The organism is Craurococcus roseus (assembly GCF_039523795.1).
GTDB lineage: Bacteria > Pseudomonadota > Alphaproteobacteria > Acetobacterales > Acetobacteraceae > Craurococcus > Craurococcus roseus.
On sequence record NZ_BAAAFZ010000115.1, the window covers coordinates 1 to 21,836 of the forward strand.

General features: G+C 70.6%; 34 protein-coding genes. 7 read left to right on the forward strand and 27 right to left on the reverse strand.

Annotated features, from left to right (window positions below; translation table 11 throughout):
• The 7 genes from ABD067_RS25105 to ABD067_RS25135 all read left to right on the forward strand — a co-directional run.
• A partial coding sequence (locus ABD067_RS25105) for a hypothetical protein (protein ID WP_343898162.1) occupies positions 1–283 on the forward strand: 283 nt, incomplete at its 5' end.
• 44 nt (positions 284–327) lie between these two features.
• A complete protein-coding gene (gene fliN, locus ABD067_RS25110) occupies positions 328–621 on the forward strand; it encodes a flagellar motor switch protein FliN (RefSeq protein WP_343898197.1) in 294 nt (97 codons plus the stop codon).
• Positions 622–626: 5 nt separating this feature from the next.
• A complete protein-coding gene (locus tag ABD067_RS25115) occupies positions 627–2,015 on the forward strand; it encodes a sigma-54-dependent transcriptional regulator (RefSeq protein WP_343898163.1) in 1,389 nt (462 codons plus the stop codon).
• A 3-nt stretch (positions 2,016–2,018) separates the two neighbouring features.
• Positions 2,019–4,094: a flagellar biosynthesis protein FlhA gene (gene flhA, locus ABD067_RS25120; protein ID WP_343898164.1), complete on the forward strand. Its 2,076-nt coding sequence runs from the start codon at positions 2,019–2,021 to the stop codon at positions 4,092–4,094.
• Between the two features lie 6 nt (positions 4,095–4,100).
• Positions 4,101–5,012 (forward strand): flagellar biosynthesis protein FlhF, encoded by a 912-nt coding sequence (locus tag ABD067_RS25125; RefSeq protein WP_343898165.1) that lies wholly within the window; start codon positions 4,101–4,103, stop codon positions 5,010–5,012.
• Entirely contained in the window at positions 5,009–5,797 is a 789-nt protein-coding gene (locus ABD067_RS25130) for a nucleotide-binding protein (protein ID WP_343898166.1), read from the forward strand. Before ABD067_RS25125 ends, ABD067_RS25130 begins: the two co-directional genes overlap by 4 nt.
• Before the next feature lie 155 nt (positions 5,798–5,952).
• On the forward strand, positions 5,953–7,035 hold the full coding sequence (locus ABD067_RS25135; protein ID WP_343898167.1) for an OmpA family protein: 1,083 nt from the start codon (positions 5,953–5,955) through the stop codon (positions 7,033–7,035).
• Positions 7,036–7,539: 504 nt separating this feature from the next.
• On the opposite strand, the gene rplQ is transcribed toward ABD067_RS25135, so the two are convergent.
• The 27 genes from rplQ to rpsJ form a co-directional block, all read right to left on the reverse strand.
• Entirely contained in the window at positions 7,540–7,974 is a 435-nt protein-coding gene (gene rplQ / locus ABD067_RS25140; RefSeq protein ID WP_343898168.1) for a 50S ribosomal protein L17, read from the reverse strand.
• Positions 7,975–8,008: 34 nt separating this feature from the next.
• Entirely contained in the window at positions 8,009–9,031 is a 1,023-nt protein-coding gene (locus ABD067_RS25145; protein WP_408871599.1) for a DNA-directed RNA polymerase subunit alpha, read from the reverse strand.
• 69 nt (positions 9,032–9,100) lie between these two features.
• The gene (rpsK, locus tag ABD067_RS25150) at positions 9,101–9,502 is read right to left on the reverse strand and encodes a 30S ribosomal protein S11 (protein WP_343898171.1); all 402 of its coding nucleotides are present in this window, start codon (positions 9,500–9,502) and stop codon (positions 9,101–9,103) included.
• A gap of 1 nt (position 9,503) precedes the next feature.
• Entirely contained in the window at positions 9,504–9,881 is a 378-nt protein-coding gene (gene rpsM / locus ABD067_RS25155) for a 30S ribosomal protein S13 (RefSeq protein ID WP_343898172.1), read from the reverse strand.
• Between the two features lie 150 nt (positions 9,882–10,031).
• Positions 10,032–10,721 (reverse strand): adenylate kinase, encoded by a 690-nt coding sequence (locus ABD067_RS25160; RefSeq protein WP_343898173.1) that lies wholly within the window; start codon positions 10,719–10,721, stop codon positions 10,032–10,034.
• Positions 10,722–10,735: 14 nt separating this feature from the next.
• On the reverse strand, positions 10,736–12,097 hold the full coding sequence (secY, locus tag ABD067_RS25165) for a preprotein translocase subunit SecY (protein ID WP_343898174.1): 1,362 nt from the start codon (positions 12,095–12,097) through the stop codon (positions 10,736–10,738).
• 120 nt (positions 12,098–12,217) lie between these two features.
• Positions 12,218–12,724 (reverse strand): 50S ribosomal protein L15, encoded by a 507-nt coding sequence (rplO, locus tag ABD067_RS25170; protein WP_343898175.1) that lies wholly within the window; start codon positions 12,722–12,724, stop codon positions 12,218–12,220.
• 16 nt (positions 12,725–12,740) lie between these two features.
• A complete protein-coding gene (rpmD, locus tag ABD067_RS25175) occupies positions 12,741–12,932 on the reverse strand; it encodes a 50S ribosomal protein L30 (protein ID WP_343898176.1) in 192 nt (63 codons plus the stop codon).
• Entirely contained in the window at positions 12,925–13,551 is a 627-nt protein-coding gene (gene rpsE, locus ABD067_RS25180) for a 30S ribosomal protein S5 (RefSeq protein WP_343898177.1), read from the reverse strand. The genes rpmD and rpsE overlap by 8 nt, the downstream gene beginning before the upstream one ends.
• Before the next feature lie 12 nt (positions 13,552–13,563).
• Positions 13,564–13,926 carry a 50S ribosomal protein L18 gene (rplR, locus tag ABD067_RS25185; RefSeq protein ID WP_343898178.1) on the reverse strand — a complete coding sequence of 121 codons (363 nt, stop codon included), beginning with the start codon at positions 13,924–13,926 and terminating at the stop codon, positions 13,564–13,566.
• Positions 13,926–14,459, reverse strand: a complete 534-nt coding sequence (gene rplF / locus ABD067_RS25190; RefSeq protein WP_343898179.1) for a 50S ribosomal protein L6 — start codon at positions 14,457–14,459, stop codon at positions 13,926–13,928. Before rplF ends, rplR begins: the two co-directional genes overlap by 1 nt.
• A 12-nt stretch (positions 14,460–14,471) precedes the next feature.
• Positions 14,472–14,870, reverse strand: coding sequence for a 30S ribosomal protein S8 (gene rpsH, locus ABD067_RS25195; protein WP_343898180.1), 399 nt, complete (start codon positions 14,868–14,870; stop codon positions 14,472–14,474).
• Positions 14,871–14,886: 16 nt separating this feature from the next.
• Positions 14,887–15,192, reverse strand: coding sequence for a 30S ribosomal protein S14 (gene rpsN / locus ABD067_RS25200; protein ID WP_343898181.1), 306 nt, complete (start codon positions 15,190–15,192; stop codon positions 14,887–14,889).
• A gap of 63 nt (positions 15,193–15,255) precedes the next feature.
• A complete protein-coding gene (gene rplE / locus ABD067_RS25205) occupies positions 15,256–15,798 on the reverse strand; it encodes a 50S ribosomal protein L5 (RefSeq protein WP_408871600.1) in 543 nt (180 codons plus the stop codon).
• Positions 15,799–15,848: 50 nt separating this feature from the next.
• Positions 15,849–16,169 carry a 50S ribosomal protein L24 gene (gene rplX / locus ABD067_RS25210; protein ID WP_343898183.1) on the reverse strand — a complete coding sequence of 107 codons (321 nt, stop codon included), beginning with the start codon at positions 16,167–16,169 and terminating at the stop codon, positions 15,849–15,851.
• Positions 16,170–16,171: 2 nt separating this feature from the next.
• Complete coding sequence (rplN, locus tag ABD067_RS25215) at positions 16,172–16,540, reverse strand: 50S ribosomal protein L14 (protein WP_343898184.1); 369 nt, start codon at positions 16,538–16,540, stop codon at positions 16,172–16,174.
• Positions 16,537–16,839: a 30S ribosomal protein S17 gene (gene rpsQ / locus ABD067_RS25220; protein WP_343898185.1), complete on the reverse strand. Its 303-nt coding sequence runs from the start codon at positions 16,837–16,839 to the stop codon at positions 16,537–16,539. The genes rplN and rpsQ overlap by 4 nt, the downstream gene beginning before the upstream one ends.
• A 15-nt stretch (positions 16,840–16,854) precedes the next feature.
• Positions 16,855–17,082, reverse strand: a complete 228-nt coding sequence (rpmC, locus tag ABD067_RS25225) for a 50S ribosomal protein L29 (RefSeq protein ID WP_343898186.1) — start codon at positions 17,080–17,082, stop codon at positions 16,855–16,857.
• Complete coding sequence (rplP, locus tag ABD067_RS25230) at positions 17,082–17,510, reverse strand: 50S ribosomal protein L16 (RefSeq protein ID WP_343898188.1); 429 nt, start codon at positions 17,508–17,510, stop codon at positions 17,082–17,084. Before rplP ends, rpmC begins: the two co-directional genes overlap by 1 nt.
• 12 nt (positions 17,511–17,522) lie before the next feature.
• Positions 17,523–18,200 (reverse strand): 30S ribosomal protein S3, encoded by a 678-nt coding sequence (gene rpsC / locus ABD067_RS25235; RefSeq protein ID WP_343898189.1) that lies wholly within the window; start codon positions 18,198–18,200, stop codon positions 17,523–17,525.
• Position 18,201: 1 nt separating this feature from the next.
• Positions 18,202–18,612 carry a 50S ribosomal protein L22 gene (gene rplV / locus ABD067_RS25240; protein WP_343898190.1) on the reverse strand — a complete coding sequence of 137 codons (411 nt, stop codon included), beginning with the start codon at positions 18,610–18,612 and terminating at the stop codon, positions 18,202–18,204.
• Between the two features lie 4 nt (positions 18,613–18,616).
• A complete protein-coding gene (gene rpsS / locus ABD067_RS25245; protein ID WP_343898191.1) occupies positions 18,617–18,895 on the reverse strand; it encodes a 30S ribosomal protein S19 in 279 nt (92 codons plus the stop codon).
• 6 nt (positions 18,896–18,901) lie between these two features.
• Positions 18,902–19,738 carry a 50S ribosomal protein L2 gene (gene rplB / locus ABD067_RS25250; protein WP_343898192.1) on the reverse strand — a complete coding sequence of 279 codons (837 nt, stop codon included), beginning with the start codon at positions 19,736–19,738 and terminating at the stop codon, positions 18,902–18,904.
• A 4-nt stretch (positions 19,739–19,742) separates the two neighbouring features.
• Positions 19,743–20,039, reverse strand: coding sequence for a 50S ribosomal protein L23 (locus ABD067_RS25255; protein ID WP_343898198.1), 297 nt, complete (start codon positions 20,037–20,039; stop codon positions 19,743–19,745).
• A gap of 32 nt (positions 20,040–20,071) precedes the next feature.
• Positions 20,072–20,686: a 50S ribosomal protein L4 gene (rplD, locus tag ABD067_RS25260; protein WP_343898193.1), complete on the reverse strand. Its 615-nt coding sequence runs from the start codon at positions 20,684–20,686 to the stop codon at positions 20,072–20,074.
• 5 nt (positions 20,687–20,691) lie between these two features.
• A complete protein-coding gene (rplC, locus tag ABD067_RS25265; protein WP_343898195.1) occupies positions 20,692–21,423 on the reverse strand; it encodes a 50S ribosomal protein L3 in 732 nt (243 codons plus the stop codon).
• 21 nt (positions 21,424–21,444) lie between these two features.
• A complete protein-coding gene (rpsJ, locus tag ABD067_RS25270; RefSeq protein ID WP_211736211.1) occupies positions 21,445–21,753 on the reverse strand; it encodes a 30S ribosomal protein S10 in 309 nt (102 codons plus the stop codon).
• Positions 21,754–21,836: the final 83 nt, after the last annotated feature.

Below are 21,836 nucleotides of genomic sequence, written 5' to 3' on the forward strand. Positions count from 1 at the left end.
CGCCGCGCGGTTGGCGCCGGACAGCGCGGCGGCGTTGGCCGCCCTGCTCGAACCGCTGCTGCGCGACGGGGTGGCGGTCACGCTCCACGTCGCCGGCGGCGAAGCGGCGGGGGCCGCGGCGCGCATCGGCGGGAGGCCGGGGCTCGCGGTGGAGGAGGACGCGGCGCTCGCGCCCGGGGACGCGCGGGCGTCCTGGCGTGGCGGCTCCGCGGTGTCGTCGCTGGCCGCGCGGCGCGCGGCGGTGGCCGAGGTCTTGGGCGCACTGGGTTTGCAGGAGGCATGACGGTGGCGGACACGGAATCTTTCGAGCCGGTGGGATCGACGGCGGTGGGCGAGGCCAGGGCGCCGCGCCCTTCGCCCTCCGCAGCGGGGCGCGACCTGGAAGCGGTCTACGACATCCCGGTGCAGGTTAGCGCGGTGCTCGGCCGCGCCACCATGCAGGTGTCGCAGCTCCTGAAGCTCGGCCGCGGCGCCGTGGTGGAGTTGGACCGCAAGCTCGGCGAAGCGGTGGACATCTACGTCAACAACCGCCTGGTGGCGCGCGGCGAGGTGGTGATGGTGGACGACAACCGGCTCGGCGTGACCATGACCGAGATCATCAAGGCCGAGAGGGCGGGGTGACGGCCATGGCGAGGGTCCTCATCATCGGCGCCGTGGAGGCCGAGCTCGGCCAAGCGGCGCGCATCGCCCAGGCGCGCGGGGCGGCCCTGGCGCAGGCGGACGGCGTCTCCTCGGGGCTGGCCCGGCTGCGCGGCGAGGGCGCCGACCTCGTGCTCTGCGACCTCGCGCACGACGTGGTCTGGCTTGTGGAGGCGATGGCGCGGGAGCGCATCGCCTGCCCGGTGATCGCCTGCGGGCGCGACCCGGACGCGGAGGCCGTCGTGCGCGCCATCCGCGCCGGGGCCAAGGACTTCCTGCCCTTGCCGCCGGACGCCGACCTCATCGCGGCCATGCTGGAAGCGGCGGCCGGCGAACGGCGCGAGGCGCCGGTCCACCGCGACCCTGCCATGGCGGCGGTGCTGAAGCGGGCGGGGCAGCTCGCCCGATCGGACGCCGGCATCCTCATCACCGGCGAGAGCGGCACCGGCAAGGAGGTGCTGGCCCGCCACGTCCACGCCCTCAGCCGCCGCGCGAAGGGGCCGTTCGTGGCGCTGAACTGCGCGGCGCTGCCGGAAAGCCTGCTGGAAAGCGAGCTGTTCGGCCACGAAAAGGGCGCCTTCAGCGGCGCGGTGGCCGCGCGCAAGGGCAAGTTCGAGCAGGCCGACGGCGGCACCCTGCTGCTTGACGAGGTGGGCGAGATGGACCCGCGCCTCCAGGCCAAGCTGCTGCGCGCCCTCCAGGAGCGGGAAATCGACAAGCTGGGCGGCACGCGCCCGGTGCGAGTGGACGTCCGCATCCTGGCCGCCACCAACCGCGACCTGATGGCGGAGGTGCGGGCCAACCGCTTCCGGGAGGACCTGTTCTACCGCCTCAACGTCGTCTCGCTCCGCCTGCCCGCGCTGCGCGAGCGGCCGGCCGACATCGAAGCGTTGGCGGCCCACTTCGCCGCCCGCTTCGCCGAGGCCAACGGCCTGCCGCGGCGCGCGCTGTCGGGGGAGGCGTTGGGGCTGCTGCTGGCGCACCCCTGGCCGGGCAACGTGCGCGAGCTGGAGAACACGATCCACCGCGCCGTGCTGCTGGCGCAGGGGCCGGCGATCCGGGCGGAGGCGATCGAGTTGACGCCGCTCACCGGCGGCCACGCGCACGCCGCGGCCGTCGCGGTCCCGGCGCCGGCATCCCCGGCCACCGCCGAAGTGCGGGGCGTTTCCGGGCTGGTCGGGCGCAAGGTCGAGGAGGTGGAGCGGGACCTGATCCTGGAAACGCTCACCCACTGCCTCGGCAACCGCACCCGCGCCGCGGAGATCCTCGGCATCTCCATCCGCACCTTGCGGAACAAGCTGCACGAATACCGGGCGCAGGGCGCCGAGGTGCCAGGGCAAACGGCGGTGCTCCAGCCCTACGCGATGGCGGGCTGAGCCGTGAACGGCGCCGCCTTCGCCCTGCCCGGTTGGCTCGGCCGCGCCCGGCCGGGCGGCGACGTGGCGCTCGCGTTGGGCGTCGTGCTGCTGCTCGCCGTGCTGGTGGTGCCGCTGCCGGCGCTGCTGCTGGACGCGGCGCTGGCCTTCTCCCTCACCGTCTCCGTGCTGGTGCTGATGGTGGCGCTGTTCCTCAAGCGCCCGCTCGACTTCACCTCCTTCCCGCAGCTCCTGCTGCTGACCACCTTGCTGCGCCTGGCGCTGAACGTCGCCACCACCCGCATCATCCTGACCCACGGCCACGAGGGGCCGCAGGCGGCGGGCCACGTCGTCCAGGCCTTCGGCGGCTTCCTGATGGGCGGCGACGTGGTGGTCGGCGTGATCGTCTTCGGCATCCTCCTGGTGGTGAACTTCATGGTCGTCACCAAAGGCTCGGGCCGCATCGCCGAGGTGGCGGCGCGGTTCAGCCTGGACGCCATGCCTGGCAAGCAGATGGCCATCGACGCCGACCTCTCCGCCGGGCTGATCGACGAGGCGGAGGCCCGGAAGCGCCGGCGCGAGTTGGAGGAGGAGAGCGCCTTCCACGGCGCCATGGACGGCGCCGCCAAGTTCGTGCGCGGCGACGCGGTCGCCGGCCTAATCGTCACCGGCATCAACCTTCTGGGCGGCTTCGCCATCGGCCTGCTCCGCCACGGGATGCCCTTCGCCGACGCCGCGTCCACCTTCGCCGCGCTGACCGTGGGCGACGGGCTGGTGTCGCAGATCCCGGCGCTGCTGGTCTCCATCGCGGCGGGCATAGTCGTCACCAAGGGCTCGGGCGAGGGCACGGCGGACCAGGCCATCGGCCGGCAGCTCGGCGGCGGGTGGAAGCCCCTGGCGCTCGCCTCCGGCGCCGCCGGCGTGATGGCGCTGCTGCCCGGGATGCCGCTGCTGCCCTTCCTCTTGCTGGCCGGCGGGTCCGGCGCCGCCGCCTGGTTCAAGCGCGAGGCCGAGCGCCGCCAAGCCGAGGCGCCGCCCCCGGACGCGGCCGCGGCACCCGCCGCCGAACCGCCGGCGTCCGACGCCCTGCGGATGGACCTGCTGCGGCTCGAACTCGGCTACGGCCTCTTGTCGCTGGCGGCCGGCGAGGCGCCGCGGCTGACGGAGCAGATCAAGGCGCTGCGCCGCTCCATGGCGCAGGAGATGGGCTTCCTGCTGCCGAGCCTGCGCATCCAGGACAACCTGGAGCTGCCGCCCGACACCTACGTGCTGCGGGTCAAGGAGATCGAAGCGGCGCGCGGCCAGCTCAAGCCGCCCATGCACCTCGCCATCGACCCCGCCGGCGGCGTGCCCGCCATGGCCGGGGAGAGGACCAACGAGCCGACCTTCGGCCTCCCCGCGCTGTGGATCGCGGAGGCGCTCAGGGACGAGGCGCTGGCGCGTGGCTGCACGGTGGTGGACGCGGCCGGCGTGCTCGCCACCCACCTGACCGAGACGGTGCGCGAGCACATGCCGGAGCTGCTCTCCTTCACGGAGACCCAGAAGCTCCTGGACGAGCTGCCGCGCGAGCACCAAAAGCTGGTGGCCGACGTGATTCCGTCGCAGATGAGCGTCGGCGGCGTGCAGCGGGTGTTGCAGGCCCTGCTCACGGAGCGAGTCTCCATCCGCGACCTGCCGACCATCCTGGAGGGCGTGCAGGAGGCGGTGGCGTCCGGCCAGCGCGGCATGTCCGGCATCATGTCCGTGGTGCGGGCGCGGCTGGCGCGGCAGCTCTCGGACGCGGCGCGGGGTCCGAACGGCTACGTGCCGCTCATCACCCTCTCCGCGGAGTGGGAGATGGCCTTCGCCGAAGCGCTGGTCGGCCCGCCGGAGGAGCGGCAGCTCGCCATGGCCCCATCCCGCCTGGGCGAGTTCATGGACAAGGTGCGCGACCGCTTCGACGCCGCCGCGGCGGCAGGCGAGGCGCCGGCGCTGGTCTGCTCGGGCGGCGTCCGCGGGCACGTGCGCGCCATCGTGGAGCGGTTCCGGCCGGCGACGACGGTGCTCGCCCAGGCGGAGATCCACCCGCGCGCCCGCATCCGCACCGTGGGGAGCGTCTGATCCAACATGCGCATCCGGGTCTTCACCGCGCCCCGCATGGCCGACGCCATGGCGATGGTGCGCTCCGAGCTGGGCGCCGACGCCGTGATCCTGGGCAGCCGCCGGACCTCGGGCAGCGTGGAGGTCACGGCGGCGCTGGAAGCGCCGGAGCCGGTCCTGGCCGTCCCGCCCGCCGCGCCGGCGGCCCCGGCAGGCGTCCTCGCGCGCCACGGCGTCCCCCATCAGCTCGCCGCCAAGCTCGAAGGCGACGGCGGGCCGCTCTCGGACTCGCTGGCGCGGCACCTCTCTTTCGCGCCCTTGCCCGACGCCGCGGGGCGCCCGCTGCTGCTCGCCGGCCCGTGCGGCGCTGGCAAGAGCCTGACCTGCGCCAAGCTGGCGGCCCGCGCCGTGCTCCGGGGCGGCGGCGCCCCGCCTCTGGTGGTCACGGCCGACGGGCAGCGCGCGGGCGCCACGGAGCAGCTCGCCGCCTTCGCCCGCGTCCTCAACGCGCCGCTGGTGTCCGCGCCCGATCCGGCGGCGGCGGCGGCGGCGGTGGCGCGGCGGGGCGAGCGGCAGCCCGCACTGATAGACACGGCAGGCTGCGACCCGTTCGACCCGGCGCAGGCCGCGTCCCTGTTGGCGCTGGCGCGGGCGAGCGGCGCCGCCATCGTCGCCGTCCTGCCCGCCGGGCTGGACGCCCAGGAAGCCGCCGACCTCGCGCGCGCCTTCGCCGTGCTGGGCGCGCGACACCTGGTGCCGACCCGGCTCGACGCAGCGCGCCGCCTGGGCGGCGTGGTGTCCGCCGCGGCGGCCGGCCTCGCCTTGACGGAGGCCGGCACCGGCCCGGGCGTGGCGGACGGCCTTTCCCCCCTTACCCCCGAATGGCTCGCGCGGCGGCTCGAACGGGGCTGGTCCGCGCCGCAGGAGGTGTCCCCGTGATCCCCGAACCCCTCCCGTCCGCCACCGCCGCAGCCGGCCGGGGCGGGCGCTTGATCGCGGTCGCCTCCGGCAAGGGCGGGGTGGGCAAGACTTGGCTCGCCGTCACCCTGTCGCACGCGCTGGCCCTGGCGGGGCGGCGGGTGCTGCTCGTGGACGCCGACCTCGGCCTCGCCAACGTGGACGTGCAACTCGGGCTGGAGCCCGGCCAGCACGGCCTGCCCGCCGTGCTGGCCGGGCGTGTTCCGGTGGCCGAAGCGGCGCGCCCGCACCCGGCCCTCGGCTTCGACATCCTGGCGGGGTGCTCCGGGTCCGGGGCCCTGGCCGGTCTGGACGAGGCGGCGCACCTCGGCCTCCTCGGGATGCTGCGGGAGGCGGGCCACCGCTGGGACGACATCGTGCTGGACCTCGGCGCCGGGCTCGACCGGGGCGTGCGCGCCTTGGCGGCCGGCGCGGACCTCCTGCTGGTGGTCGCCACCGCGGAGCCGACCAGCCTCACCGATGCCTACGCCGTGCTGAAGCTCCACCGCCGGGACCGCCCGGGGGGCGACGCCCGGCTGGTAGTGAACCAAGCAACGGACCGGGTCGCGGGCGAGCGCACATGGCAGAGCCTAAACCGCGCCTGCGCGAGCTTCCTCGGCGGCGGTGTCCGCTTGGCCGGGGTGCTGCGCCGCGACCCGCGCGTCGCGGACGCGATACGCCGCCAAACGCCCTTCCTGTCGCGGCACCCGGCCGGACCTTTGGCCTCGGACGTGGAGGCGTTGCGGGCGGCGATCGGCGAAGGGTGATGCACGGAACGCACAGGTCACGCCAAAGCTATGCGGCCGCGGGAAACGCTTGCTGGGATAGTTGCTTCGGCCGCCGTCTCGCGGCAACTCTCAATCCCATCTGCGAAGGCATGCAACGGGACGGCCGGTTCGCAGGCGTTGTCCGGAGGTATACGATGAAGCCACGCCTCGCCGCCGCCGCCGCGGGCCTCTTGTCCGTCCTGCCGTTCATGGCGTCGGCGCAGCCCGTCACCGGTCCCTATGTCGGTGCTGGCGCGGGCATCAACCTGTGGCACGACAGCACGTCGCGCGGCTTCCGGATCAACGACGAAGACATCGGCATCGTCGGCCTGGGCTCGCTCGGCTACGGCTTCGGCAACGGCCTCCGTGCCGAGGTCGAGGGCAACTTCCGCGAAAGCGAGATCGACCGCATCGCTGGCCCGGGCCCCGGCGGCATCGTGGGCACCAGCGGCTACCTCCGCAACTACGGCGTGATGGGCAACGTCCTGTTCGACCTCGATTTCTCGGGCTTCGGCTTCCGGCCGGGCGGCCTCATGCCTTATGTCGGCGTCGGCGCCGGTTACGTCTGGACCGAAATCAAGAACGCGCGGGTCAACGTCGGCGGCAGCAGCTTCCGCATCGACGACATGGACGGCAATTTCGCCTACCAGGGCATCCTCGGCTTGGCATACGGCTTCAACAACGCCGTGCCCGGCCTCGCGCTGACCAGCGAGGTGCGGTACCTTGGGACGCTCAACCCCAAGCTGGACATAGACCGCACGGCCGGCCCGGCGCAGGCGAGCGTGCCCGGCTCTCTCCGGCTCGAAAACAACAACATCTCGGTGCTGCTCGGCCTGCGGTATGCGTTCATGGCGCCGCGCCCGGCGCCTGTAGCCGAAGCGCCGCCGCCGGCCCCGCCACCCGCCACGGCGCGCACCTACCTGGTGTTCTTCGACTGGAACCGCGCGGACCTGACCTCGCGGGCGCGGGAGATCATCGCGGAGGCCGCGCAGAACGCCCGGCGCGTGTCGTCCACCCGCATCGAGGTGGCGGGCCACGCCGACCGCTCCGGCACGCCGCAGTACAACCAGCGCCTGTCGCAGCGCCGGGCCGAGGTGGTGGCGTCGGAACTGGTGGCCCGCGGCATCTCGCGCAACGAGATCGGCGTGACCGCCTTCGGCGAGAGCCGCCCGTTGGTGCCCACCGCCGACGGCGTGCGCGAGCCGCAGAACCGCCGCGTCGAGATCGTGCTCCGGTAAAAGGCACGGGCCGGACGGACCGCAAAAAGGGCGGGGGCTCAGCCCCCGCCCTTTTTCTTTGGGCGCTGAGACGCGGATCCGGAGGGCCATTGGGACGCGCCGCGTTCCGTCCGCCACCCCCCTCCTTACGAACCCGTTTCCTCGCCTGCTACCCCGCAGCCCGTCCTTTCGCGGCCAAGCCCTGGGGCGCCGTGTCGGCGAACCGCGAGCTTGACATGAAGAAGCCGCGATCGTCACAAGCGAAACGCTCGCGCTCGTGGCTGCGGTGGAAACGCGGCAAGACGGCCTCCACGCTGTAGGAGGCGGCTCCCAGTTCTCCACGCCATTGTGGGGCTTTTCGTCCGGCCAGGCCGTGGCGCGGGGCGATCACGACGTTTGTGCGGTTGACCGCAGCCGATGCCCGGCAGATGCGGCGAACGATGTCCGGGCTCCAGCCGGGCTGGTTCGAACCGTCCCCTGCCCGATGCGCCAACGTTCCATCGGCCAAGGCAGAGACGGCGGCGGCTACGCGGCCGTGGCGCCCTCCGCGTCGGCGTCCTGCTGCTCGGGCTTCGGGCCGCTATCCTGGCCCTTGGCGGCCGGGTCGCGGTCCACCAGTTCGATCACCGCCATCGGCGCGGCGTCGCCGTAGCGGATGCCGGCCTTCAGCACCCGGCAGTAGCCGCCAGGCCGGGCGCGGTAGCGGTCGGCCAAGGTTGTGAAGAGCTTGTCCACCACCCTCTCGTCCATGATCTGGGCGTAGGCCTGCCGGCGGGCGTGCAGCCCGCCCCGCTTGCCGAGCGTGATGATCCGCTCGACGTAGGGACGTAGCTCCTTGGCTTTGGGCAAGGTGGTCGTGATCTGCTCGTGTTTGAGCAGCGATGTCGCCATGTTGCGGAACATGGCGAGCCGGTGGCTGGACGTGACGTTCAGCTTCCGTCCGGCGATCCTGTGGCGCATCTCAGTCTATCCCAGTGTGGTGCCGGTCGGCCGGTCAGAACGGTTCTTCGAGCTTCTTGGCGAGGTCCTCGATGTTCTCCGGCGGCCAACCCGTCACGGTCATGCCCAGGCCGAGGCCCATCGAGGACAGCACCTCCTTGATCTCGTTCAGCGACTTGCGGCCGAAGTTCGGCGTGCGGAGCATCTCCTGCTCCGACTTCTGCACCAAGTCGCCGATGTAGACGATGTTGTCGTTCTTCAGGCAATTCGCCGAACGCACCGAAAGCTCCAGCTCGTCCACCTTGCGGAGCAGGTTGCGATTGAAGGGCAGGTCGTCCCGCTCTTCCTCGACCTTGCGCTCGCGCGGCTCGTCGAAGTTGATGAAGAGCTGGAGCTGGTCCTGCAAGATGCGCGCAGCCAGCGCCACCGCGTCCTCCGGCGCCACCGTCCCGTCCGTCTCCACGGTCAGCACGAGCTTGTCGTAGTCCGTCACCTGGCCTACGCGGGTGGGCTCCACCCGGTAGGCGACGCGGCGCACCGGCGAGTAGATGGCGTCCACCGGGATCAGCCCGATCGGCGCGTCCTCCGGCCGGTTCTGCGACGCCGGTACGTAGCCCTTGCCGGTGTCCACCGTCAGCTCCATCGACAGCTTGGCGCCGTCGTCGAGCGTGCAAATCACCAGGTCGGGGTTGGCGATCTCGATGTCGCCGGTGGTCTGGATCTGCCCGGCCGTGACCTCGCCCGGCCCGTCCGCGGTGAGCGCGAGCCGCTTCGGCCCCTCGCCCTGCATCCGGATGGCGAGCTGCTTGACGTTGAGCACCAAGTCCGTGACGTCCTCGCGCACGCCCTGGATGCTGCTGAACTCGTGCAGCACGCCGTCGATGCGCAGGCCGGTGACGGCCGCGCCTTGCAGCGACGACAGCAGCACCCGCCGCAACGCGTTGCCCAGCGTCATGCCGAAACCGCGCTCCAGCGGCTCCGCGACGATGGTCGCGCTGCGCTGCGCGTCGGCGCCGACTTCGACGCCGAGCTTCTCGGGGCGGATCAACGACCGCCAATTCCTCTCGATCACGAGCAGTCTCCTACCGCGTACCCATGACGCGCCGCGCGGGAGCGGCGGCGCGCGAAACTTGAAAACGGCGCGGCGTCAGACCCGCCGGCGCTTGCGCGGCCGGCACCCGTTGTGCGGGATGGGCGTGACGTCCTTGATCGCCGTCACGTAGAAGCCCACCGACTGGAGGGCGCGCAGCGCGCTCTCGCGGCCCGAGCCGGGGCCGCTCACCATGATTTCGAGCTGCTCCATGCCGTGCTCGCGGGCCTTCTTGCCGGCGTCCTCCGCCGCGACCTGGGCCGCGTAAGGCGTGGACTTCCGGCTGCCCTTGAAGCCTTGGCTGCCCGAAGACGACCACGCGATGGCGTTGCCCTGGGCGTCGGTGATCGTGACGATCGTGTTGTTGAAGCTGGCGAGCACGTGCGCCACGCCGGAGGCGATGTTCTTCCGCTCCTTGCGGCGGGGGGCCCGTGCGCCGGCCCTGGGTTCGCGCGCCATCCTACTTCGTCACCTTCTTCTTGCCGGCGATCGGCACCGCCTTGCCCTTGCGCGTGCGCGCGTTGGTGTGGGTCCGCTGGCCGCGGACCGGGAGGCCGCGGCGGTGCCGCAGGCCGCGGTAGCAGGCCATGTCCATCAGCCGCTTGATGTTCATCGCGACCTCGCGCCGAAGGTCGCCCTCGACGCGGTAATCGCGGTCGATCAACTCGCGGATCCGGAGGATCTCCTCGTCGGTGAGCTGGTTGACGCGCCGCTCGCCGGGGATGTTCAGCTTGTCGCAGATGTCCTGCGCGTTCTTCGGCCCGATGCCGTATATGTAGCGCAGCGAGATCGGCACACGCTTGTTGGTTGGGATGTTCACGCCGGCAATGCGAGCCACTTCACCGCTCCTGCTCGCGCCGGTCGGCGACAGGGCGCCGCCCGGCGGGTTGTTCGTTCCGATCCGCTTCCGAAATGCCGAAGCCCAGGGGCGGTTCGGAAACCGCCCCCGGCTCGAAAGCGGGGCATTTAGGCTGTAGCCGGAGCGAGGTCAAGCCTGACCGGGCCCTTTTCCCGGCTGCGCGGCCTGCGGTCCGGCCAAGACGGCTTCGATCTGGGCGGCGACCTTGTCCATCTCCGCCATGCCGTCCACCACTCGCAGCAGGCCGTTCGCGCCGTAGTAGGGCAGCAGCGGCGCGGTCTGGCGGTGGTAGGCTTCCAACCTCGACCGGACCGTCTCGGCGTTGTCGTCCGACCGGCGCGTGAACTCCTTGCATCCGCATACGTCGCAGACGCCCTCAACCTTCGGGCGCTTGAAGCGGTCGTGGTAACCCTGGCCGCAGTTGGCGCAGGTGAAGCGGCCGGAGATGCGCTCCACCAGCGCCGCATCGTCCACTTGCAATTCGATGACGTGGTGCAGCGGCGTTGCCTTGGCGGCGAGCATGGCGTCCAGCGCTTCGGCCTGGCGGACGGTGCGGGGGAAGCCGTCGAGTATGAAGCCGAAGGCGCCGGAGGAGGACACGTCCACCCGCTGCTCCAGCATGGAGATGATGATGGCGTCCGGCACCAGTTCGCCGCGCTCCATGATCGCCTTGGCCTGGAGGCCGATCGGCGTGCCGGCCTTGACCTCGGCGCGGAGCATGTCGCCGGTCGAGATCTGCCGCAGGTTGTGCCTTTCCTCCAACAGCTTGGCCTGCGTGCCTTTGCCGGCGCCGGGCGGCCCGAGCAGGATGAGGTTCATTGCGACGCTTCCCCTTACGAGCGCGGGCGGGGGGCGCCGCGGCCGCCCAGGCGCGCCTTGCGGATCAGCCCCTCGTATTGGTGGGCGAAGAGGTGCGACTGCACCTGCGCCACCGTGTCCATGGTCACGGACACGATGATGAGCAGCGACGTCCCGCCGAAGTAGAACGGCACCCCGTACCGGCTGATGAGGATCTCGGGCAGCAGGCACACGACGCACAGGTAAACGGCGCCGACGGCCGTGAGGCGCGTCAGGATGCGGTCGAAGTAGTCCGCCGTGTTCTGGCCGGGCCGGATGCCGGGGACGAAGCCGCCGTACTTCTTCAGGTTGTCCGCCGTCTCCTGCGGGTTGAAGACGATGGCCGTGTAGAAGAAGGCGAAGAAGACGATCAGCGCCGCGTAGAGCAGCATGTAGAGCGGCTGCCCGTGGGCGAGCAGGTTCGAGATCGTCAGCAGCCAGCCGCCCTCGCCCGTGTCGGCGGAGAAGCCGGAGATGGTGGCGGGCAGCAGCAGCAGCGACGACGCGAAGATCGGCGGGATGACGCCGGAGGTGTTCAGCTTGAGCGGCAGGTGGGTGTTCTCGCCGCCGAACATGCGGTTGCCGACCTGCCGCTTCGGGTACTGCACCGGGATGCGCCGCTGCGCCCGCTCCACGAACACCACCAGCGCGATGACGGCCAGCGCCATCGTCAGAAACAGGATGATGAACACGGTGGAGAGCGCGCCGGTGCGGCCCAGCTCCAGCGTCGCCACCAGCGCCGAGGGCAGGTTGGCGACGATGCCGGCGAAGATGATCAGGCTGATGCCGTTGCCGATGCCACGCGCGGTGATCTGCTCGCCGAGCCACATCAGGAACATGGTGCCGCCGACCAAGGTGACGACGCAAGACAGCCGGAAGAACAGGCCGGGCTCTATGACCGCCGGGCCGAAGCTGCCGCGTATGCTCTCCAGCCCGACCGAGATGGCGTAAGCCTGGAACACCGCGATGAAAACGGTGAGGTACCGGGTGTACTGGTTGAGCTTCTTGCGGCCGGACTCGCCCTCTTTCTTGAGGGCTTCGAGCGTCGGCACCGCCGAAGCCATCAACTGTATGATGATGCTGGCCGAGATGTAGGGCATGATGTTCAGCGCGAACACCGTCATGCGCCCGAGGGCGCCGCCGGTGAACATGTCGAACATGCCGAGGATGCCGCCGCCGTGCTGCTGCAGCATCTCCGCCATCACGGAGGCGTCCACGCCGGGCACGGGAACGTAGGTGCCGATGCGATAGACGAGCAGCGCGCCCAAGGTGAACCAGATGCGCTTCTTCAACTCGGTGGCCTTGGCCAGCACACCGAGGTTGAGATTGGCCGCTAACTGCTCTGCGGCGGAAGCCATGAAAGCCTGATCCTTACGGTGCCGGCGGTCCCGCCGACGTGGAGGCCCCGGCGCGACGTGCCGGGGCCGCTCCTGTCATACCACGGCGCCGGCCGGGCGCATCGCCCCGCCCCCGCCCTCTCACTCGGAGGTGGGGGCTTCCTCGGCGGCGGCGGCCTTGGGCGGGATCAGGACGTTGACCGTCCCGCCCGCCGCCTGCACGGCAGCCACCGCTGCGGCGGAAGCGCCGGACACGGTGATGGTGATCGGCCGAGTTATCTCGCCGTGGGCCAGCAGCCGCACGCCGGCGAATTTGGGCCCGGAGCGCACCACTCCCGCCTCGCGCAGCTTGTCCTCGTCCAGCGGCTGGGAGGCGTCCAGGCGGCCGGCCTCGAACGCCTTCTCCAGCGCGAGCAGGTTGAGCGGCGCGTAGACCTTGCGCGACGGGTTGACGAACCCGCGCTTGGGCAGGCGCCGGTAGATCGGGAGCTGGCCGCCCTCGAACCCGTTCAGGGACACGCCGGTCCGGGCCTTCTGGCCCTTCACGCCGCGGCCGGAGGTCTTGCCCTTGCCGGAACCGATGCCGCGCCCGAGGCGCTTGGACTTGCGCCGCGCGCCCGGGTTGTCGCGCAATTCGTTGAGCTTCATGAGCGGATTCCCCCGTTCAGCCTTCCACCTTCAGCAGGTGGGCGACCTTCCGGATCATGCCGCGGACGGAAGGGGTGTCCTCCAGTTCCCGCGTGCGGTGCATCTTGTTGAGGCCGAGGCCGATCAGCGTCTCCTTCTGCCCCGGCTTGCGGCCGATGGGCGAGCCGATCTGCGTGACCTTCACGGTCTTTTTCGCCGCGTCAGACACTCGGCGCCTCCGCGGCGGTCGTTTCCGCCGGCGCCGCCTTGTCGCGGCGCGGACCGAGGAAGTCCGACACCTTCTTGCCCCGCCGCGCAGCCACGGCGCGCGGGCTGGTGGCCCGGCCGAGCGCGGCGAAGGTCGCCTTGATCATGTTGTGCGGGTTGGTGGAGCCGGTGCACTTGGCCACCACATCGCCCAGGCCCAGCGTCTCGAACACGGCGCGCATCGGGCCGCCGGCGATGATGCCGGTGCCCGCCGGCGCGGCGCGCAGGATGACGCTGCCGGCGCCGTACTGGCCGGTGATGTCGTGGTGCAGCGTCCGGCCTTCCCGCATGGGGACGCGAATCATGGTGCGCTTGGCCTGCTCGGTCGCCTTGCGGATCGCTTCCGGCACCTCGCGCGCCTTGCCGGCGCCCCAGCCGACGCGGCCCTTCTGGTCGCCCACGACCACCAGCGCGGCGAAGGAGAAGCGCCGTCCGCCCTTCACCACCTTCGCCACGCGGTTGATGGTGACGAGCTTGTCCTTGAAGTCGTCGTCCCCGCTGCGGTCCTGACGCTGGTCGCGGTCGCGGCCGCGCCGCCCGCGGTCGCCGTCGCCCCCGCCGCTTCTCGGTTCACGTGCCATTGCCGGCCTTCCTCAGAACTGCAACCCGCCCTCGCGGGCGGCGTCGGCCAGGGCCTTGACCCGGCCATGGTAAAGGTAGGGTCCGCGGTCGAAAACCACCTCGGTCACGCCGGCCGCGACGGCCCGCTCGGCCACGCGCTTGCCGACCGCGACCGCGGCGTCCTTATCGGCGCCGGTGCGGAGCCCGTCGCGCATCTCCTTCTCCAAGGAGCTGGCGGAGGCGAGTGTCTTGCCCTGCGTGTCGTCGATGACCTGGGCGTAGATGTGCCGCCCGGAGCGGAACACAGACAAGCGGACCCGGCCGCCGCCCCTGGTGCGGAGGCGGTAGCGGAGCCTGCGGCGGCGGCGCGCTTGCGCTTCGAATTTGTCGGCCATTACTTCTTCTTGCCCTCCTTGCGGAGGATCTGCTCGTTCTCGTACTTGATGCCCTTGCCCTTGTAGGGTTCGGGCGGGCGGTACGCGCGGATCTCGGCGGCGACTTGGCCGACCTGCCGCTTGTCGGCGCCTTCGACGCGGACGGCGGTGGGGCGCTCGCAGGTGATCTTGACGCCGGGGGGAACCGGGTAGCGCACCTCGTGGCTGTAGCCGAGGTTCAGGACCAGATCCTTGCCCTGCACGGCGGCGCGGTAGCCGGTGCCGGTGATCTCCATGTTCTTGGCGAAACCCGCCGAGACGCCGGTGACCATGCTGTTGACCAGGCTCCGCGTCGTGCCCCACATGGTGCGCGACCGGCGGTCGTCACGGCGCGGCTTCACGGCGACCTGGCTGTCCTTGATGTCGACGTCCACGTCGTCGGTCAGCGGCAGCTTCAGCTCGCCGTTCTTGCCCTTGGCGACGAGCGTGCGGCCTTGCAGCGTCACCTGCACGCCCTGGGGGATGGATACGGGGTACTTGCCCACGCGAGACATGATGGGCGCTCCTCAGAACACGCGGCAAAGCACCTCACCGCCGACATTGGCGGTGCGGGCTTCGTTGTCGCTCATCACCCCACGGGGGGTGGACAGGATGGAGATGCCGAGGCCGTTGTAGAACTTCGGCAGCTCCGCGATCTTCGAGTAGACGCGCCGGCCGGGCTTGGAGACGCGGGTGATCTCCTTGATAGCCGGCTCGCCCTCCGAATACTTGAGCTCGATCTGCAGGTTGCTGATGCCGGGGCGGATTTGCTCCATCTGCCACGCGCGGATGTAGCCCTCGCGCTTCAGCACCTCCAGCACGTTCGCGCGCAGGCGGCTCGCCGGCGCGACGCAACGGGACTGCCGCGCGCGCTGCGCGTTGCGGATGCGCGTCAGCATATCGCCCAGGGGGTCGGACAACGACATGCGGTGTCTCCCTCCCTTACCAGCTCGCCTTGACCACGCCGGGGAGTTGGCCGGTGTTGGCCAGCTCCCGCAGCATGTTCCGGCTGAGCTTGAACTTGCGGTAGTTGCCGCGCGGGCGCCCGGTCAACTCGCAGCGCAGCCGTACGCGGTTGCGGGCGCCGTTGCGCGGGAGCTGCGCGAGCTTCAGGGTCGCGTCGAAGCGGTCCTCGACTGGGAGCGAGCGGTCCATGACGATGTCCTTCAGCGCGCGCCGCTTGGGTGCGTGCAGCTTGGACAGCGCTTCGCGCCGCTTGTTCTTCTGGACCGACGAAGTCTTGGCCATGCGTGGTTGTCCTCCGGAACCTGGCCGCGCGGCGAAGCCCGCCGCCCGGCCGGTTTTCCTGAATCAGTTGGAAAAGGGGAGCTGGAACGCCTTGAGCAGCGCCTTCGCTTCCTTGTCCGTCTTCGCCGTCGTGACGAACTGGATGTCCATGCCGCGCACCGTGTCCACCCGGTCGTAGTTGATCTCCGGGAACACGATCTGCTCCTTCAGGCCCATGGCGTAGTTGCCCCGCCCGTCGAAGCCGCGGTTGCCCGGAATGCCGCGGAAGTCGCGGACCCGCGGGAGCGCGATGGTCACGAGCCGGTCGAGGAACTCGTACATCCTCGCCTTGCGCAGCGTGACCTTGCAGCCGATGGCCTGCCCTTCGCGGATCTTGAAGCCCGCGATGGCCTTCTTGGCCTTGGTCCGCACCGGCTTCTGGCCGGAGATCGCCGTCATGTCGGCCACCGCGGCGTCCAGCTTCTTGCTGTCGCCCGCCGCCTCGCCGACGCCCATGTTGATGACGATCTTCTCCAGCTTCGGCACTTCCATGGGGTTGCCGTAGCCGAACTCCTTGGTGAGCTCGGCCCGCACCGTGTCCACGTAGAACCGTTGCAACCGCGGCATCTCGCGCGCCACGTTGCGGTTGGGGGCGCTCTGTTCCTGCTGCTGCTCGCTCATGCGCCGATCACCTCGCCGGAGCGCTTGGACACCCGGACCTTTTTGCCGTCCTCCAGCGTCTTGAAGCCCACGCGGGTGGGCTTGTCGGACGCCGGGTCGATCAACGAAAGGTTCGACAGGTGGATGGGCGCTTCCTTCTCCACGATCCCGCCTGGGGCGTTCATCCCCTGCGGCTTCTGGTGGCGCTTCACCATGTTCACGCCGCGCACCAGGGCGCGTTCGTCCTTCGGCGACACGGAAAGGACCTCCCCGCGCTGCCCCTTGTCGCGCCCGGCCATCACCTGGACCCGGTCGCCCTTGCGGATCTTGGCCGCCACGGTCAGAGCACCTCCGGCGCCAGGCTGATGATCTTCATGTACCGCTTCGCCCGCAGCTCGCGGACGACCGGCCCGAAGATGCGCGTGCCGATGGGCTCGCCCTGCTTGTTAATCAGCACGGCGGCATTGCTGTCGAAGCGGATGGCGGTGCCGTCCACCCGGCGCACCGGGTAGGAGGTGCGCACGATCACCGCGCGGTGGACCTCGCCCTTCTTCACCTTGGCGCGCGGGATGGCCTCCTTGACGGAAACCACGATCACGTCCCCGACGCCCGCGGTCTTCCGCCGCGAGCCGCCGAGCACCTTGATGCACTGCACCCGGCGCGCGCCGGAGTTGTCGGCGACCTCCAGGTTCGATTCGGCGTGGATCATGCCGGCGCTCCTTCAACCTGCGCCACGGGGGCGGAGGCGGCGGCGCCCCGGCCGTCGTGCGGGGCGCCGTTGCGCTGCACCACCAGCCAAGCCTTGCGCTTGGAAATGGGCGGGCACTCCTCGATCTGCACGGTGTCGCCTTCCTTGCAGACGTTGCCCTCGTCGTGCGCCGCGTACTTCTTCGAGCGCCGGATGAACTTCTTGTAGAGCGGGTGCATCACGCGACGCTCGACAAGCACCGTCACGGTCTTGTCCATCTTGTCGCTGACCACCCGGCCCGTGAGGACGCGCTTCGGCATAAACCGCTGGTCTCCTCAGCCCTTGGGTTGGTTGGCGGCGGCGGCGCGGTGCCGCTCGCCCAGGATCGTCTTGGCGCGAGCGATGTCGCGCCGCACCGCCTTGATGCGGCCCGTCGCCTCCAACTGCCCGCTGGCGCGCTGGAAACGCAGGTTGAACTGCTCCTTGCGCAGGTCGAGGACCATCGCCTTGAGCTCGTCGTCCGACTTCGCGCGGACGTCCGCGATCTTCGTGCCCGTCGCCATCACGCCGCCTCCGCCGCGCCGCCGACGCGCACCACGATCTTCGTGCGGATCGGCAGCTTCGCCGCGCCAAGGGTCAGGGCCTCGCGGGCCGTGTCCGTCGGAACGCCGTCGATCTCGAACATGATGCGGCCCGGCTTGATCCGCGCCACCCAGTACTCGGGCGAGCCCTTGCCCGAGCCCATGCGGACCTCGGCCGGCTTGGTCGAGACCGGCACGTCCGGGAAGATGCGTATCCACACGCGGCCCTGGCGCTTCATGGCGCGGGTGATCGCGCGCCGCGCCGCCTCGATCTGGCGGGCCGTGACGCGCTCGGGTTCCAACGCCTTGAGGCCGTACCCGCCGAAGCTCAGGGAGAATCCCCCCTTCGCCAAGCCGTGGATGCGGCCCTTGTGGGCCTTGCGGAATTTCGTGCGCTTAGGCTGAAGCATTTCGAACCATCCTCAGCGCTGCGGCGCCTGCTCGGCCGCGCGCTTGTCCTGCGCCAGCGGGTCGTGCGCCAGAACCTCGCCCTTGAAGATCCAGACCTTCACGCCGCAGGTGCCGTAGGTCGTCTTGGCGGTGGCGGTGCCGAAGTCGATGTCGGCGCGCAGCGTGTGCAGCGGCACGCGGCCTTCGCGGTACCACTCCATGCGGGCGATCTCGGCGCCGCCGAGCCGGCCGGAGCAGTTGATGCGGATGCCGCCGGCGCCGAGGCGCATGGCGCTCTGCACCGCGCGCTTCATGGCGCGCCGGAAGGCCACCCGGCGCTCGAGCTGCTGCGCGATGTTCTCCGCCACCAGCGTCGCATCGATCTCGGGCTTCCGGATCTCGACGATGTTCAGCGAGACCTCGGCGTTGGCGAGCTTGGCGAGGTCCTTGCGGAGCACCTCGATGTCCGCGCCCTTCTTGCCGATCACGACGCCCGGCCGCGCGGCGTGGATCGTCACGCGCGGCTTCTTCGCCGGGCGCTCGATCACAACGCGGCTGACGCCCGCGCCGCGGAGGCGGGTGCGCAGCTTCTCGCGCAGCTTCAGGTCCTCGTGGAGCAAGCGCGAATAATCGTCGCCCGCGAACCAGCGGCTGTCCCAGGTCCGGTTGATGCCGAGCCGGAAGCCGATCGGATTGACCTTCTGACCCATGTCAGGCCGCCTCTTGCTGCGGCGTCGGTTCCGCCGTCTGCTGCTGCTGCTCGGCCACCACGATGGTCAGGTGGCTGAACCACTTCTCGACGCGCGCCGAGCGCCCACGGCCGCGGGCGTGGAAGCGTTTCATCACGATCGCCCGGCCGACCTCCACACGTGACACGACGAGCTGGTCCACGTCGAGCCGGTGGTTGTTCTCGGCGTTGGCGACGGCGCTCTCCAGCGTCTTCTTCACGGTCTGGGCGATGCGGCGCTTGCTGAAGGTCAGCGTGGCTATCGCGTCCTGCGCGCTCCGGCCCCGGATCAGGCCGGCCACGAGGCCCAGCTTGCGCGGGCTCACCCGGATGTTCCGCGTGATGGCCTGCGCCTCGGTGTCGGCGAGATCGCGCTCGCGCTTCGGCTTGCCCATCGGATCAGCCCCGCTTCGCTTTCTTGTCCGCCGCGTGACTGGTGAAGGTGCGCGTCGGCGAGAACTCGCCGAACTTGTGCCCAACCATGTTCTCCGTGACCTGCACCGGGATGAACTTCTTCCCGTTGTAGACGCCGAAGACCAAGCCCACGAACTGCGGCAGGATCGTGCTGCGGCGCGACCAGATCTTGATGACCTCGTTGCGCCCGGACGCCCGTGCGGCTTCCGCCTTGTTCAACAGGTAGCCGTCCACGAACGGCCCCTTCCATACGCTGCGCGGCATGGCCTATCAGCCCTTCGTCGCGTGGCGGCGCCGGATGATGAGCCGGTCGGTCCGCTTGTTGCTGCGCGTCTTCGCGCCCTTGGTCGGCTTGCCCCACGGCGTCACCGGGTGCCGGCCGCCGCTCGTTCGGCCCTCGCCGCCGCCGTGCGGGTGATCCACCGGGTTCATCACCACGCCGCGGTTGTGCGGGCGGCGGCCGAGCCACCGGGAGCGGCCCGCCTTGCCGATCTGCTGGTTCGAGTTGTCCGGATTGGACACCGCCCCGATGGTCGCCATGCACTCGGCGCGGACGGTGCGCACCTCGCCCGACATCAGCTTGAGCTGGGCGTAGCCGATGTCCTTGCCGACGAGCTGGACGAAGGTGCCCGCGGAACGCGCGATCTTGCCGCCCGCTCCGGCCTTCATCTCCACGTTGTGGACGATGGTGCCGACCGGGATGGACGACAGCGGCATCGCGTTGCCGGGCTTGATGTCCGCCCGCTCGGCCGCCACCACGCTGTCGCCGGCCTTCAGCCGTTGGGGCGCGATGATGTAGGACAGCTCGCCGTCCTGGTACTTCAGCAGCGCGATCCAGGCGGTGCGGTTGGGGTCGTACTCCAGGCGCTCGACCGTCGCCGGCACGCCGAACTTGGCGCGGCGCTTGAAGTCCACCAAGCGGTAGGTCCGCTTGTGGCCGCCGCCGCGGAACCGCACAGTGGTGCGCCCGTGGTTGTTGCGCCCGCCCGAGGAGTGCTTCCCCTCCGTGAGCTGCTTGACCGGCTTGCCCTTCCACAGCTCGTCGCGGCGGACGAGGATCGTCCCGCGCAGGCTGGGGGTGATGGGGTTGAAGCTTCTCAGCGCCATGGGATCACGCGAGCCCCGTCGTAAGGTCGATGCTCTGCCCTTCGGCGAGCCGGACCATCGCTTTCTTCCAATCGGACCGCTGGCCCTGGCGGCCGCGGAACCGCTTCGTCTTGCCCTTCACCACCATCGTGTTGACGGCGAGGACCTTGACGTTGAACAGGCCCTCCACCGCCGCCTTGATCTCCGGCTTGGTGGCATCGATCTGCACCTTGAACACCACCTGGTTCTGCTCGGAGAGGGCGGTGGCCTTCTCGGTGATCAGCGGCGAGAGGATGGTCTGGTACATCCTCTCCTTGGAGATGACCGGCCGCTTCGCCGGTGCGGCAGCGTCGCTCACGACAGGCGCTCCTTCAGGGCTTCGACGCCTTGCCGAGTCACCGCGAGGACATCGTACTTCAGGATGTCGTAAACGTTCGCGCCGACGGTCGGCATGACCTGCACGTTCGGCAGGTTGCGGACCGAGCGGCCGAAGCCTTCGTCCACCGCGGCATCCACGATGAGCGCGCTCTTCCAGCCGAGCGCGCGGACGGACTTCGCCACCTCGCCGGTCTTGCCGGCGGCGCCCGCCAGGTCGAGGACGACGAGCTTGCCGTCCTTCGCCTTCTGGCTCAGCGCGCTGATGAGGCCGAGGCGCCGGACCTTCTTGTTCAGGCTGTAGCCGTGGTCGCGCACGACCGGACCGTGGACAATGCCGCCGGTGCGGAACTGCGGCGCGCGCAAGGAGCCCTGCCGCGCGTTGCCGGTGCCCTTCTGCCGGTACGGCTTCTTGGTCGTGCCGGACACCTCGCCCATGCCCTTGACCTTGTGGGTCCCGGCGCGGCGCTTGGCGAGCTGCCAGTGGACGACGCGCGCCATGATGTCCGCGCGCGGCTCGGCGCCGAAGAACTCGTCCGGCAACTCGATGTCGCCGGCGGCGGCGTTCGACAGGGTGACGACTGGAACCTGCATGGCGATCAGCCCTCGGCCGGAGCCGCAGCGGCGGCGTTGTCGGCGGCGGCGCCCAGGGTCGCGGCCGGGAACGGCGCTTCGGCGTGCCGCGCGCGCTTCACCGCGTCGCGCACCAGCACGTAGCCGCCCTTCGGGCCCGGCACGGCGCCGTGGACCAGCAGCAGGCCGCGCTCCACATCGTGGCCCGCGATCTCCAGGTTCTGCGTCGTCACGCGCTCCACGCCGAGGTGGCCCGCCATCTTCTTGTTCTTGAACGTCTTGCCCGGGTCCTGCCGGTTGCCGGTGGAGCCGTGACTGCGGTGGCTGATGGAAACGCCGTGCGTCGCCTCCAGGCCGGCGAAGTTCCAGCGCTTCATGGCGCCGGCGAAGCCCTTGCCCTTCGTGGTGCCGGTGACGTCCACCTTCTGGCCCTTGACGAAGTGCTCGACGGACAACTGCGTGCCCGGCTGCAGCGCCGCGTCGGCGCCGACGCGGAACTCCACCAGCTTGCGCGGCGCCTGCACGCCGGCCTTGGCGAAGTGGCCGCGGTTGGCCTTGGTGACGTTCTTCGGCTTGGCTTGCCCGATGCCGAGCTGCAGCGCCTCGTACCCGTCCTTGTCGGCGGTGCGGCGGGCGACGACGCGCACCTCATCCAGGTGCAGCACGGTCACGGGCACGGTGCTGCCGTCGGCGTTGAACAGACGGGTCATGCCCAGCTTGCGCGCGATCAGGCCCGTCCGTCCGTTTTTGGCGGCCATGAGTGAGGCTCCCTCAGACGGTCAGATCTTAATTTCGACGTCCACGCCAGCGGCGAGGTCGAGCTTCATCAGCGCGTCCACGGTCTGCGGCGTAGGGTCGACGATGTCGAGCAGGCGGCGGTGGGTCCGGATCTCGAACTGCTCGCGGCTCTTCTTGTCCACATGCGGCGACCGGTTGACCGTGAAGCGCTCGATCTGGGTCGGCAGGGGGATGGGGCCGCGCACGCGCGCGCCCGTCCGCTTGGCTGTGCTGACGATCTCCCGCGTGCTGCCGTCGAGCACGCGGTGATCGAACGCCTTGAGGCGTATGCGGATGTTTTGGCTGTCCATCGTCCTGCCGCCCGGCTTCTTTTCTCTGGCTACTTGGTGATCTTGGCGACGACGCCGGCGCCGACGGTGCGGCCGCCCTCGCG